Genomic DNA, 12,279 nt, shown 5'->3' on the forward strand with positions numbered 1-12,279 from the left:
GAAGGGCGGGCTCCCTCGGGAACCCGCCCTTCGTGTTCGCGCTTCGCGACTGGTTCAGCGCAGGAGCATCCGCAGTCCGGGCACCACGCCCTTGGTGCGGAACAGCTGCTTGAGGTGGCCCCAGGTGGTCTTCTGGACCGGGCTCTGCGAGATCACCACGATGGTGCCCTGCATGCCGGCGTGGGCGGAGCACTGGTAGCGGAACGTGCCCACGCGGTTGAAGGAGCGCTGGTAGGTCCCGCCCACGGCCATGTCCCCCGAGTCGAATGCCTCGCCGGCGGCGCTGCAGGTGATGGCGTGGGGGCTCGCATCCTGGTTCGTCCAGCGCACCACGTCATGCACGTTCACGGTGTCCACGGCGGGCGAGAACCCGTTGGACCGGATGGCAACATTCGACGTGATGGCCATGCCTGACGATGCGGCGCACAACATCGCGGCCACGCACGCAACCAGGACCCAGGACTTCACGGAACACCTCCGCTCGGGGAACCCGGGAGCGCTCGCCCCGCGGTCCGCCGACACCTGAAACATACGCCGATATTTCGGCAGAGACAAGTTTTCTGCTAACTAGATTATCACCTGTTCGGGAAGCTGGCAACCGTGCCCCGCGTCAGCCCCCCGACCGGATGCGGACCACCTTCCGGTAGCGGGTCCCCGTGGCGCTCCTGACCTGCAGCAGGTAGATCCCGGAGGCCGCGGGACGGCCGGCCCCGGTCCGCCCATCCCAGGCCAGGCGGCGCTTTCCCGCGCCCACGGACCCGCTCCAGAGCCGCCGCACGACCCCACCGGAGACGTCCAGGACGTCCACGTTCAGGGGCCCGGCTTCAAACTCCTCGAGTAGTATGTAAAGCATTGTATTGAAAGGTGTTGGCGACACCTCGATGCGCGGGTTCGGCCGCCCCGGAGTGGGGCTCCCGGCGGGCCCGGTGCGGTGCCCGCGATGGGCCAGGAACGTGAGGGAGTCCGGCCCGCGCATGGCCCCGGAGTCGCCCGGCTGGACCAGAACCCAGTCCTCCGGCCCCACCCGGCCGTCCCCCGAAAGATCCAGACTCCGGAGCTCCCCGGCCGGCAGGGGAAGCAGCTCGTGGCCGCCTGCGCGGGCCCGGGCTGCCCGCCACGGGCCTGGCCCGGCCAGGCGCGCCAGGGCCACCCGAGCCCCGCCGGAGGAGTCTGTGGGGGCCGCCGCCGGGACCCGGATGGGCGCCGCCCCCCCGCCCGGGCTCCCGGGGGTCAGCTCGACCCACACGCTCTCCGCGGGCACGCCCGCCTGCGGGGCGCCTTCGCGATCCAGCGCGGTGAGGGTGAAGCGCGCGGTGTCGGCATCGCCCGCCGGACACATCCAGCCGCCCGGAGGTTCCAGGCGAGCGCTGCCCCACGAAGGGTACACGTGGCAGGCTCCCGCGCGGTCGCCCGGGCCCAACCATGGCCGCCGCCGTCCCAGCAGTTGCGCCACCTGGAGGATTTCGGCGTCGGTGTTCACGTGGCGCAGGCGTAGCCAGTGGCCCGCCTCGTGGAGGGTGACCGTCTGCACGTCGGCGGAGCTCGACGGGAGCCGCGGCTCGCACACGTACTGGAATCCCATGGTGTTGAAGCCGGTGTCGCACTCGTCCAGCACCAGCGAATCTCCCTCGTGGTGCGCGAAGCAGAGAGTGGCTGCCACCCACGTGGCGCTGAACGGCCACGGGTTCAACGGGCCGAACACGTTCACGCCGTCCAGCACCCCCGGCCGCGCCGGGCTCTCCCCCGCGTAGCGAAAGGAGAAGCGCGATCCGGCCACGGAGTTCCAGCCCTCCGCGCCGCGGCGCACGGCGTCCACTCCGCACCCGGGAGGCAGGCCCTCCGGGTTCACGTGGAAGAACACCGGCACCGACTCGTCCCGCCAGCGGCAGTGCGGGTAGTTGTAGACCACCTCGAGCCAGCTCGCGGGGCGGCACGAGTAGTCGGCGCAGCCGTCGTTGAGCAGGCTCGAGCGCCCCTCCCGGTCCACCACCTCCACCGGGCCTGACGTGACCTCGATCTGCATGGCGACATCCGGCACCGGCGGCTCGGCCACGATCACGGTGTCGCTCCAGGCCCGCACGCGCCCGTCCAGGCGCGCGAACCAATCGGGGAAGCGGACGCGGCCGGGGGCGTCGCCGAAGTTCGCGCCCCGGATGGTGACTCGCAGCGTCTCGTCGCCCGCGCTGCCGATCGTGCCGGGGAACACCCCGGTGATCTGCGGTCCGGTCCCGGGCAGGGCCGGCATGCCGGGCGGGGCCGGAGGCAAGCCGCGCCCGCGCGGCGGCAGCGGCAGGAAGATGCGCTCGCGCCCACCCCCCGCCTTCTCCCCTTCGACGAAGACCACGCGATCCGAGTCGCGAACCACGGGACCCGCATGGGCCGCGCGCGCCCGGAAGACAGGGGACCGGACAAGACCAGCGAGGGCCAGGAACAGGAACACGACCCGCAGCCGCGCGCCACGCGCGGATGCGCCCCCCACCGGCGGGAAGCCGGCGGGCCGACCAGGTGTGAAGGACACGAAGGTGCCTCGGAACGGGGGACGACGAAGTGGGGCCGGGGGTGCCGGGAACCGGGTGCGGGGGATGTGCGTTGGCCACGCGGGGATGGCGGGTCCCGGAAGTCTGGCGCGCCGGCAAGTCCCAGTCAAGCGACATCCCGGTCAAGCGACGTCTTGCCCATGTGACGTCTCGCCCATGTGACGTCTCGCCCATGCCCATCCCGCGGTCTATAATGCGCCGGGGGCCCCGGCCCCGTGACCCCCGAGCCGCCGTCACCCGGAGGAGAATTCCATGCGCCGCTCCGCGTTTCGAGTCGCCCTGCTGATGGTCTGCCTGCTGGGACTGGCGTGCGCCAGCCCCGAGAAGCTCACCCGCCAGAGCGAGGAGGCTCTCGCGGGCGGGGACGCCAACACGGCGTACGAGAAGGCCCGCAAGGCACTCGACAAGGAGCCCGCCGGCGAGCGCGCCCACCAGGCCATGACCGCCGCGGCGGCGAAGCTCATGGAAGGCTGGCGCCGCGAGATCACCACACTGGCCTCAGCCGACACGCTGAGCGCCGGCCTGCGCTGCCGCGACCTGGACGCCTTCCGCCGCGAGCTCTCCGAGTACCGCGTGAGCCTGCCCACCGACAACGACTTCGCCCGCGACGAGCGCGCCATCCGCGGGGGCGCCGCCGACATCTACTACCGGCGCGGGACGGCCGAGCTGGCTGACCGCCGGCCGCGCAAGGCCTACGACGACTTCCTGGTGGCCCGGGACATCTTCCCGGGCTTCCGCGACGTGGAGTCGCTGATCCGGCAGGCCTACAACAACGCGGTCTCTCACGTGGCGCTGCTGCCCTTCGCCAACGAGACGGACGTGCGCGGGCTGTCCATGGAGATCTCGGACCGCGTGTACGGCGAGGTGGTGCGCCGCATCACCCAGAAGGATTTCCGGTTCACGGTGCTGATAGACCGCGAGCAGGTCTATCAGCAGGTCCCGGTATCCAGCCTGAGCCACCTGAGCCGCGAGGAGGCGGTGCGTATCGGGCGCAAGCTGGGCGCCGACGTGGTGATCTGCGGCAGGTTCCACAGCGTGGATGCCACCACCAACAACGACAGCTTCCGCCAGCCGGTGGCGCGGCACGAGACTTTCCGGGACGAGTCGGGCGCCACTTCGGACCGCTTCGTCGAGGACCTCATGGAGGTGCTGCTGCGGCACCGCACGGTCTCCGTGGGCTGCGACGTCGAGGCGCTGGACACCGGCGACGGCGCGATCCTGGAACGCGACGCGTCCACCGCGCGCGCCGAGGCGCGCACCATCTACACCCAGTACGTGCCACGCGACGACGTGGACTCGTATGCGCTGTACGCACCCGAATTGAAGAAGACGGAGCCCGAAAAGGCCAGGACCATCGAGAAGAACTGGAAGGAGAAGGTGGGCACGTGGAAGCTGCCCGAGCTGCTGACGCACGCGAAGAAGGAGCAGGAGCGCTCCGCGTGGAAGCCGGCCTTCCGAAGTGAATTCTACTCCGAGACGCGCAATCACCCGGTGTTCCTGGGTGACCTGCCGCCCGTGGGAGACCTGGCCTTCATCGCCCTCGACGACACCTGGCAGCCGGTCTTGTCGATGTTAAGATCCCTCGAGCGGGGGCCGTAAACTCCCCCGGGGACGGTCCCTGCGGCCGACCGCCCCCCGCCCCCGGGGCCGAGGGGGGGTTGCTTCCGGGCGCCTCCCCGAATCGGGCCGCACGCCCAGACTCCTCGCGCACCCGCGCGCCCCTGGAGCCCGCAGCATGCATAGGGATCCGACCCTTCCGTCCGAATCGTCCCTGGACCTGTCTTCGCAGATCGACGAGCTTCGCCGCACCCGGGCCGAGCTGGAGCAGGGTGGCTGGGCCACCGAGGCGTTCCACGCCATCTCGGAAGGCATGACCTTCGAGACAGGGGCCGGTTTCTTCCGCACCCTGGTGTCGAGCCTCGCCCGAGCCATCCAGGCGGACTTCGCGCTCGTGGGCGAGCTGATCCCCGGATCTCCGGCCCGGGTGCGCACGCTGTCGCTGTTCGCGGACGGCCAGCACCTCGAGGACATGACCTACGAGCTGGCCGGCTCCCCCTGCGAGACCGTGGTCGGCAAGAAGGTCTGCTCCTACGCCTCCGGAGTCGCCGACCTGTTCCCCGCGGACACGTTGCTGCGCGAGATCGGCGTCGAGGGCTACGTGGGCGTGCCGCTGTTCGACTCCCACGACACCCCCCAGGGGATTATGGTGGCGCTGTTCCGCCGGCCGCTGGCGCAACCCGCGCGCGCGGAGGCGGTGATGCAGGTCTTCTCCACGCGCACCGCCGCCGAGATGGAGCGCATGCGCACGCACGCCGCGCTGTGCGAGAGCGAGGCCCTGCTGCGCGCCACGCTGGAGGCCACCGCCGACGGCATCCTGGTGGTGGACCGGGACCGCTTCGTCACCAGCGTCAACTCCCGCTTCCTGGATATGTGGCGCATCCCGCGCACCATCCTCGCCAACAAGGCGCGGGTGGCGGACGCGGAGCTGCTCTCCCGCGTAGGGGACGACCTGAAGGACCCGGCCGCGTTCGTGGCGCGGGTCGAGGAGCTGTACGCCAGCGCCGAGCCCGACTTCGACACCATCCACTTCCGAGACGAGCGCGTGTTCGAGCGCTACTCCTGCCCGCTGATGCGCGACGGCGAGATCGCCGGGCGGGTGTGGAGCTTCCGCGACGTCACCTCGCGCCGCAGGGCCGAGGAGGAGCGCCGGCGGATCGAGACGCAGATGCTCAAGACCCAGAAGCTCGAGAGCCTGGGTGTGCTGGCCGGCGGCATCGCGCACGACTTCAACAACCTGCTGACCACGATCCTGTGCAACGCCGACATGGCCGCGGCCACCACCGCTCCGTCCACCCGGACTCACGACCACCTGCGGGAGGTCATCGCCGCCTCGCAGCGCGCGGCGGGCCTGTGCCGGCAGATGCTGGCCTACGCGGGCGGCGGCACGATCGTCAAGCGCCCCCTGGACGTCAGCGCGACCGCCCGCGAGCTGGCCGGGATCCTGGACGTGTCGGTGTCGAAGAAGGCCACGTTCCGCCTGGAGTTGGGAGAGGACCTGCCCGCGGTTCTGGGCGACGGCGCGCAACTGGGCCAGGTGATGATGAACCTGATCCTCAACGCCTCGGAGGCCCTGGAGGGCGATCCGGGGGTGATCTCGGTGGCCACGCACCGGCAGGATTGCGGCCGGGCGGCTCTCGAGGCGGCGGGGCTCGCGGACAAGCTGCGCGAAGGCGTGTACGTGGTCCTGGAAGTGTCAGACTCCGGCCGGGGCATGGACGCGGCCACCCTGGAGCGCATCTTCGACCCGTTCTTCAGCACCAAGTTCACCGGGCGCGGACTGGGCCTGGCGGCGGTGCAGGGCATTGTGCACGCGCACGACGGCGCGGTGCACGTGGAGAGCCGCCCGGGCGAGGGCACCACGTTCCGGGTGTACCTGCCCGCGTGCGGCGGGGATGTGGCGACGGTGGAGGACTCCCGGCCGGCGACGCCGGGCGAACCCGCGCACCGGACCATCCTGGTGGTGGACGACGAGGAGTCCATACGGTTGAGCGGGCAGATGGCACTGGAGGCCCTGGGCTACCGCGTGTTCCTGGCAGCCAACGGCCGGGAGGCGGTGGAGACATTCCGGGCCCAGGCAGGGGCGATCGACGGGGTGCTGCTGGACCTCACCATGCCCGAGATGGACGGCCGCGAGACCTTCCACGAACTCCGCAGGCTCCGGCCGGACGTGCGGGTGGTCCTGGCCACCGGCTACGCCGCCCAGGACGTGGCCCGCGGGTTCACCGAGGACCGGCTGGCCGGATTCATCCAGAAGCCCTACCGCCCCGCGGAACTGGCCGAGGTGATGGCCCGGGCGCTGGCGGCCTAGCCACCGCGATTCCGGCCCCAGAACTCGCGGTCTGGCCGAATCGCACTGCAGGAGCCGGGCGCTGGCGGCCTAGCGGGTCCGCACGCTCAGCCCCAGCCCGTCGTCCAGCGGCAGCAGGCTGGAAGTGAAGTTCGGGTCCGCCCACATCCGGCGCAGGTACTCGCGCACGCCCACGGTGGTCTTCTCGTCGGTGATGGACGGGTCCGCGACGCGCCCCGACCACAGCGTGTTGTGGATCAGCACCGCCCCGCCCACCCGCACCCGCTCCCGCACCAGGTCGTAGCTCTCCGGGTACTGCTCCTTGTCCACGTCCACGAAGATCACGTCGAACTCGCCGGGGGTGCGGCGCAGCACCTCGCGCGCGTCGCCGGTCTTGAACGCCACGCGGTCGGCGAGGCCGGCGCGGGCCAGGTACTCGCGCGCCTTCTCGGTGTTGTTCACGTCGCCGTCGGTGTGGAACACGCGCCCGTCGGGCGGCAGCGCCAGGGCGAACCACAGCGTGGAGTAGCCGTAGCCCGAGCCCATCTCGAACACCCGTTTCGCGCCGGTCATGCGCGCCACCTGGAACAGCACGCGACCGCACTCGGGGCCCACGATGGGGAACTTCTTCTCCGCGGCCACGGCCTCCATCTCGCGCAGCAGCGGGTGATCGTGCTGCGCGAGGCGGAGCAGGTATTCGGCGATGCGCGGCTCGAGGACGTGCGAGGGCATGGCGCCTCCGTGAACGAACCCGGGGCGGCCCCGCGGCCGCCCCGCTATGGATCCGAGCAGTCCCGCATGAACCCGCAGGAGTGGCACACCAGCTTGCAGTGGTGCTCCTGCATGGGCGAGCCGCAGATGTCGCACGGCACCGCTTCGGGACGTCGTCTCACTTCCTTGTCCGGCTGCTTCGGCTCGAAACCCGCATCCCTGGGGAAAAGGTCCATCCTTGGATCCTCCGCGACCGGGGTGTTTCAGCGTTCCTGACGACGATCTAAGGCTGCGGCTTCTTCTGATAGAAGTCCGCGTTCTTCTGGATGAAGTCCTTCCACTTGTCGGGCACATCCACGTCCAGAAAGATCGCGTTCACCGGGCAGGCCGGCTCGCAGGCCGCGCACTCGATGCACTCGTCCGGGTTGATGAACAGCTGGTTCTCCCCGGGGTGAATGCAGTCCACCGGGCAGACCTCCACGCAGGACTTATCAGTCACCCCGAGACAGGGTTCGGTGATCACGTAGGGCATCGCAGGCTCCTTACAGGGCACAAAACTCGGCCGGCCAACCGCGCCATCATCCTCCGGCTCCGCTCCAACGTCAAGGGCCAATTGGAAATAGCTGACTTGACGCCCCCGCCCCGGTACGGCAATCTCCCGGCACCTGAGGCTGGCCGCCTTTCGAATTACATAACTGGAGGTAGTGCTGTGAAACCCTTCGCGGGCAAGGTCGCCTTCGTCACCGGGGGCACCCGGGGCATCGGGCTGGCGACCGCCCGGGAGTTTGCCCGTCGCGGCGCGGACGTGGCCATCTCGTTCTTCACCAACCGCACCCACGCCCAGAACGCTCAGAAGGAGTTGGAGTCCTACGGGGTCCGGGTGGCCCTGCTGCGCGGCAACGTGGGCAATCCCGAGCACGTGGAACAGATGTTCAAGAACCTCGAGGAGAAGCTCGGGCGCCTGGACTTCTACGTGGCCAACGCCGCCATGGGAGTGATGAAGCCCCTCGAAGAGCTGACCCTGGCCGACTGGGACCGCACCATGGAAGTGAACGTGCGTTCCCTGATGCAGGCCGGCCAGCTCTCTCTGAAGCTGATGAAGAAGCACGGCCAGGGCGGACGGATCGTGGCCATCTCCAGCATGGGCGCGGTGCGCTACATCCCCAACTACGCCGCCCTGGGCTCCGCCAAGGCGGCCATCGAGTCGCTGGTCCGCTTCCTGGCGGTGGAGTTCGCGCCCCACAAGGTCTTAGTGAACTGCGTGCACGCCGGCATGGTGGACACCGACTCGCTCAAGCGCTTCCAGGACCGCGAGGCGCTGCTGCAGGACAACCTGCGCCGCACCCCGATGGGCCGCCTCGGCACCCCCGAGGACATTGCCCGGACCGTGGCGATGCTGTGCGGCGAGGAAGCCGGATGGATCGTGGGGCAGAGCGTGGTGGTGGACGGGGGGTTTTCGGTTAATGGGTGAGGAGAGAGCGGGGACGCGCTCAACTCCACGCATTCGGCACAGGTCCCGCTGCTTACCTTACCACTGGTAGACTGGCACGAACCTTCCGACTTCGGGAACGTACATCTTCGGGATTTCAGACTGGACGGGCGATTCGGGCACGTACAGGATGATCACCTTGCCTCTGCGGAGGCGTCTGAGCATTCCCTTGGCGACACCCGAGGCTCTCGCGCGATCCATGCCACACTCGCTCATGAGGAACGGAATTGCCGTACAGTAGACCGGATTGTCGGGATACATTTTAACATGGGCCAGCGATGATCAGTCACCATCGGTCGGAGTGGGTCTGAGGCACTGTCGTCGCTGACATCGCTCTCTCCAGGGGACTTCCCACCGCCACCTCCCCGCTCACGAACGCCTCCCGCCCCGAGTCCGTCAACGCCACCATCCACCTCTCCCCCACTCGGATCCGCATCACGCAGCCGCTGGCGAGCAACACCTCGTCCGGCTCCAGGAACGTGGCGAGCCTTCGCGCTTCGTCCCCGTCCGCGATGAGCCGACACATCTCCTCCACGTCCAGGAACACCGGAACGCGGGGACATGTGCCTTCGGAGAGGAACAAGTACGCCAGGATGCGGACCTCGAGGATGTTGAGGCCGCAGTTGTCCGCCAGCCCCAGCGGGCCGCGCTCGTGGGAGATCCCCGAGGTAAGGCCGAGGACCTCCCGCTCGCGGTGCAGGCGCAGCGCCTCGCACGCGCCCGCCGACTCCCGGCGGGCCCCGATCACCTGCGAGAGGCTCACCAGGTAGTCGAGCGCGGAGTGGAAGGGCTGGATGTCGTGGGCCATGGGGGCTCCTTTGCTCGCGGGCAGGCATGAATGCCTGCCCAACCCCGATAGCCTACGCCATCGGGAGCAACGGTCCCGCGAATGAGACTGTATTCCTGAGGGAAATCAGTACTTCGGACTGCGCGGACGCTCTATTCCAGCGTGCGCGACCACTTCACGAAGTCCTTCGGCGGCGGCTCCGGAAGCGCCTTCACGGCTGTGCGGAAGGCCTCCGCGGACGTCTCGGGCGAAAGCACCTCGGCGTCCCAGCGCCACAGAGTGAGCGCCTGGTGGATGTAGTAGGCGTCGCTGGCGGCGCGGAAGACGTGGGTGACGCTGCCGTCGGCCTGGGCCCGGGCGCCCTTGAACCGCGCGCGGTTGCGCTTCACCTCGGCCGCGGCCTTTCCGCGGAAGCGCATGCGCAGATTGAAGGCGAGTTCCTGGCGCGCGAAGAGGTCGGGGCGGATGTAGTCCTCCCACTCGATGTGCGGGGAGCGCTTGAAGTGCTCCGCCGTCACCTCGAAGCCGAGGATGCGGTCCACGCGGTAGGTGGTGAGCTCGGGCCGCTTCGGATCGCGCGCGAACAGGTAGTCCGCCAGCGGCGCGCACAGGATGCGATGCGGGTGCAGGATGCGCTGGCGCCGGGTGCGGGTGTAGGCCGAGAAGTAGTCGGCGTCCAGGCACAGGCGCTCGTCAACGGCGTGCTGGATCCTGCGCAGCACCGCCGGAAGCTTGGGCGGGCGGATGCCGAAGCACGACCACATCACCTGGTCCTGCAGCGCGCGCCGCAGGCGCATGGGGACCCTCTCCAGCAGGTCGAAGTAGGCCTTGCGGCGCCGCTCGCGCAATTCCTCCACGCCGAGCATGCCGGCCGCGTCAATGTCGGCCAGGTACCCGTCGCGCAATCTCAGGAAATCCTCGACGGTGGGGACGGTGCGGCGGCGCGCGGCCATGGGCGCTCTCCTACTTCCCGGGACGCTTGCCCAGCGTCACGGTGATGGTCACGGGCTGGCCCGCGCGCATCAACTCCACCTTCACCACGTCGCCGGGCTTCCTGGCGCTCAGCGCGTAGAAGTAGTCCTGCAGGTTGCCGACCACCTTGCCGTCGAACTTGACGATCACGTCCTTGCCCAGGATTCCGGCCTTCTCCGCGGGGCTGCCTTCGCGCACGCCGGAGAGCAGCACGCCCTTCACTTCGGGGTTCTCGCCGAAGTCCGGCACGGTGCCCAGGTACGGGCCATAGCCGCCTCCGCCGTAGCCCTCCCCACCCCCGCCGCGGGAGCTGTCCGCCAGTACCTTGGTGAAGGCGATGGCGCTGTCGCGCGCACACAGCGCGCGTGCCACGTCGCTCACCATGGCCAGCACCTTCGCTTCGCCGGGGGCGTTGATCTTGTCCCAGGTGTCGGAGGGCTTGTGGTAGTCGGTGTGCGCGCCGCTGAAGAAGAACAGCACCGGGCGGTCCTTGGCGTAGAAGGAGGTGTGGTCGCTGGGCCCGTAGCCGCTGGCCTGCGGGCTGCTCACGATGCCGCGCGCCTTCGCCGCCTCCGCCAGCAGTCCGGGGAACAGTGGCGAAGTGCCCGCGCCGGCGATGAACACTTTGTCGTCCTTGAGCCGGCCGATCATGTCCATGTTGATCATGGCGGAGATCTTCTCGATGGGCACCGGCGAGTGGTTCACGAAGTGCCCCGAGCCGAAAAGGCCCTCCTCTTCGCCCACGAAGCACACGAACACCACGTTGCGCTTCGGCTTGGTTCCTGCCCCGCTGAAGCATCGCGCCAGTTCCAGCACCCCGGCGGTGCCGGAGGCGTTGTCGTCGGCGCCGAAGTGAATCGCCTTTCGGTCTGGCTCCAGCGAGCCGGGCCCGCCCATTCCGAGGTGGTCGTAATGGGCGCCGATCACCACGCACTCGTCGCGCAGCGCCGCGTCTTCGCCGTGCAGCACGCCGGCCACGTTGGCCACCCGGCGGCGGTCGCGGAGCAGGTCGGTGGCGAGGGAGACGGCCGGGCCTTCCAGCGCCACCGGGCCGGGCTTGCGCGCAGTGTCAATCCGGCCCTGTAGAGCCCCCAGCAGGCTCCCCGTGCTGTCCGGCCGAAGGTCCTTCATGTTCGTGGCCGCCGTCCTGAGCAGCTCCTCCGCCACCTCGCGCCGCACGCTCAGCACCGGAATGTGCCCGCCGCCCACGCCCTGGTCGGAGCGCAGCGGCAGCGCCACGTCCGGTGCGTCCTTGTGACTGGCCGGGCCCAGCACCGCGACGGCGGCGCGGGCCCCATGATTGAACGCGTTGCTGGCCTTGTAGCGCAGGTCGGCGTAGCGGGAGCGGCCGGAGGGACCGAAGGGTGCGGTGGAGTCCTCGTCGGCGGGCAGGTAGCGCAGGAAGAGCGCCACCTTCCCCTTCACGTCCACGCCGGCGTAGTCGTCGTAGCCCTTCTCATCGGCGGTGACACCGTAGCCCACGAACACCACCGGAACGTCGGCCAGCGAATCGTTCTCGGAGAAGCCCAGGGCGGTGAAGTCGGAGTCGGGCAGCCAGGTTCGCGACCCGCCCGGCCCTCGGGTGGCCAGCCGGTTGTGCCCTCCGTCGCGCACGCCCACGGTGGCCTCGAAGCTCTGGAGGTAGGTGCCACTATCGCCCAGGGGAGTGAGGCCGTATTCGGCGAAGCGCGCCGCGATCCACGCCGCGGCCGCCGCGCAGCCGGGGTCCCCCGTGCGGCGGCCCGCGAAGTCCTCCGAAGCCAGCCGGCGCACGGATTTCAGGATCTGCGCGGAGTCGGGCTGCGGGAAGTCCTCGCTCATGGAGAGCGCGGTGGAGCCCGCGGCGGGCGGGCGGGGAGCGGCGAGACTGGCGCCGGCCGTCAGCGCGACGGCCAGCAGCGCGATGCCGAGAGTGCGGCGCATCCGGGTGCCCTCC

At 69.8% G+C, this 12,279-nt stretch carries 11 protein-coding genes; 3 read left to right on the forward strand and 8 right to left on the reverse strand.

Translation table 11 applies throughout. The features are described from left to right. Nucleotides 1-54 precede the first annotated feature (54 nt). Together HZB25_10525 and HZB25_10530 are read right to left on the reverse strand one after the other, a co-directional pair. On the reverse strand, nt 55-468 hold the full coding sequence (locus HZB25_10525) for a hypothetical protein (protein MBI5837669.1): 414 nt from the start codon (nt 466-468) through the stop codon (nt 55-57). Nucleotides 469-610: 142 nt separating this feature from the next. Beyond that, nucleotides 611-2,365 carry a hypothetical protein gene (locus HZB25_10530; protein MBI5837670.1) on the reverse strand — a complete coding sequence of 585 codons (1,755 nt, stop codon included), beginning with the start codon at nt 2,363-2,365 and terminating at the stop codon, nt 611-613. 424 nt (nt 2,366-2,789) lie between these two features. On the opposite strand from HZB25_10530, the gene HZB25_10535 reads away from it, so the two are divergent. After that, entirely contained in the window at nt 2,790-4,136 is a 1,347-nt protein-coding gene (locus HZB25_10535) for a hypothetical protein (GenBank protein ID MBI5837671.1), read from the forward strand. A 136-nt stretch (nt 4,137-4,272) separates the two neighbouring features. Further along, nucleotides 4,273-6,405 carry a response regulator gene (locus HZB25_10540; protein ID MBI5837672.1) on the forward strand — a complete coding sequence of 711 codons (2,133 nt, stop codon included), beginning with the start codon at nt 4,273-4,275 and terminating at the stop codon, nt 6,403-6,405. Between the two features lie 69 nt (nt 6,406-6,474). Here HZB25_10540 and HZB25_10545 read toward each other — a convergent pair whose 3' ends face one another. Genes HZB25_10545 through HZB25_10555 form a run of 3 tightly spaced genes read right to left on the reverse strand, consistent with a single transcriptional unit; the run spans nt 6,475 to nt 7,627 of the window. Beyond that, nucleotides 6,475-7,116: an O-methyltransferase gene (locus HZB25_10545; protein MBI5837673.1), complete on the reverse strand. Its 642-nt coding sequence runs from the start codon at nt 7,114-7,116 to the stop codon at nt 6,475-6,477. Between the two features lie 44 nt (nt 7,117-7,160). Beyond that, nucleotides 7,161-7,331: a hypothetical protein gene (locus tag HZB25_10550; GenBank protein MBI5837674.1), complete on the reverse strand. Its 171-nt coding sequence runs from the start codon at nt 7,329-7,331 to the stop codon at nt 7,161-7,163. 47 nt (nt 7,332-7,378) lie between these two features. Next, complete coding sequence (locus HZB25_10555; GenBank protein ID MBI5837675.1) at nt 7,379-7,627, reverse strand: 4Fe-4S binding protein; 249 nt, start codon at nt 7,625-7,627, stop codon at nt 7,379-7,381. Nucleotides 7,628-7,804: 177 nt separating this feature from the next. On the opposite strand from HZB25_10555, the gene HZB25_10560 reads away from it, so the two are divergent. After that, nucleotides 7,805-8,566, forward strand: a complete 762-nt coding sequence (locus HZB25_10560) for an SDR family oxidoreductase (protein ID MBI5837676.1) — start codon at nt 7,805-7,807, stop codon at nt 8,564-8,566. A 304-nt stretch (nt 8,567-8,870) separates the two neighbouring features. On the opposite strand, the gene HZB25_10565 is transcribed toward HZB25_10560, so the two are convergent. From HZB25_10565 to HZB25_10575, 3 genes are all read right to left on the reverse strand, one after another. Continuing rightward, nucleotides 8,871-9,392 carry a hypothetical protein gene (locus HZB25_10565; GenBank protein MBI5837677.1) on the reverse strand — a complete coding sequence of 174 codons (522 nt, stop codon included), beginning with the start codon at nt 9,390-9,392 and terminating at the stop codon, nt 8,871-8,873. 131 nt (nt 9,393-9,523) lie between these two features. Beyond that, nucleotides 9,524-10,324, reverse strand: a complete 801-nt coding sequence (locus HZB25_10570; GenBank protein ID MBI5837678.1) for a WYL domain-containing protein — start codon at nt 10,322-10,324, stop codon at nt 9,524-9,526. A gap of 10 nt (nt 10,325-10,334) precedes the next feature. Beyond that, nucleotides 10,335-12,266: a M20/M25/M40 family metallo-hydrolase gene (locus HZB25_10575; GenBank protein ID MBI5837679.1), complete on the reverse strand. Its 1,932-nt coding sequence runs from the start codon at nt 12,264-12,266 to the stop codon at nt 10,335-10,337. Between the last annotated feature and the right edge of the window lie 13 nt (nt 12,267-12,279).

The sequence above is a fragment of the Candidatus Eisenbacteria bacterium genome (assembly GCA_016235265.1).
Classification (GTDB): domain Bacteria; phylum Eisenbacteria; class RBG-16-71-46; order RBG-16-71-46; family JACRLI01; genus JACRLI01.

Bases quoted from the DNA above. Each gene is read 5' to 3' on its own strand.
- HZB25_10535 (MBI5837671.1), top strand. From the start codon at position 2,790: ATGCGCCGCTCCGCGTTTCGAGTCGCCCTGCTGATGGTCTGCCTGCTG.
- HZB25_10540 (MBI5837672.1), top strand. From the start codon at position 4,273: ATGCATAGGGATCCGACCCTTCCGTCCGAATCGTCCCTGGACCTGTCT.
- HZB25_10545 (MBI5837673.1), bottom strand. From the start codon at position 7,116: ATGCCCTCGCACGTCCTCGAGCCGCGCATCGCCGAATACCTGCTCCGC.
- HZB25_10550 (MBI5837674.1), bottom strand. From the start codon at position 7,331: ATGGACCTTTTCCCCAGGGATGCGGGTTTCGAGCCGAAGCAGCCGGAC.
- HZB25_10555 (MBI5837675.1), bottom strand. From the start codon at position 7,627: ATGCCCTACGTGATCACCGAACCCTGTCTCGGGGTGACTGATAAGTCC.
- HZB25_10565 (MBI5837677.1), bottom strand. From the start codon at position 9,392: ATGGCCCACGACATCCAGCCCTTCCACTCCGCGCTCGACTACCTGGTG.
- HZB25_10570 (MBI5837678.1), bottom strand. From the start codon at position 10,324: ATGGCCGCGCGCCGCCGCACCGTCCCCACCGTCGAGGATTTCCTGAGA.
- HZB25_10575 (MBI5837679.1), bottom strand. From the start codon at position 12,266: ATGCGCCGCACTCTCGGCATCGCGCTGCTGGCCGTCGCGCTGACGGCC.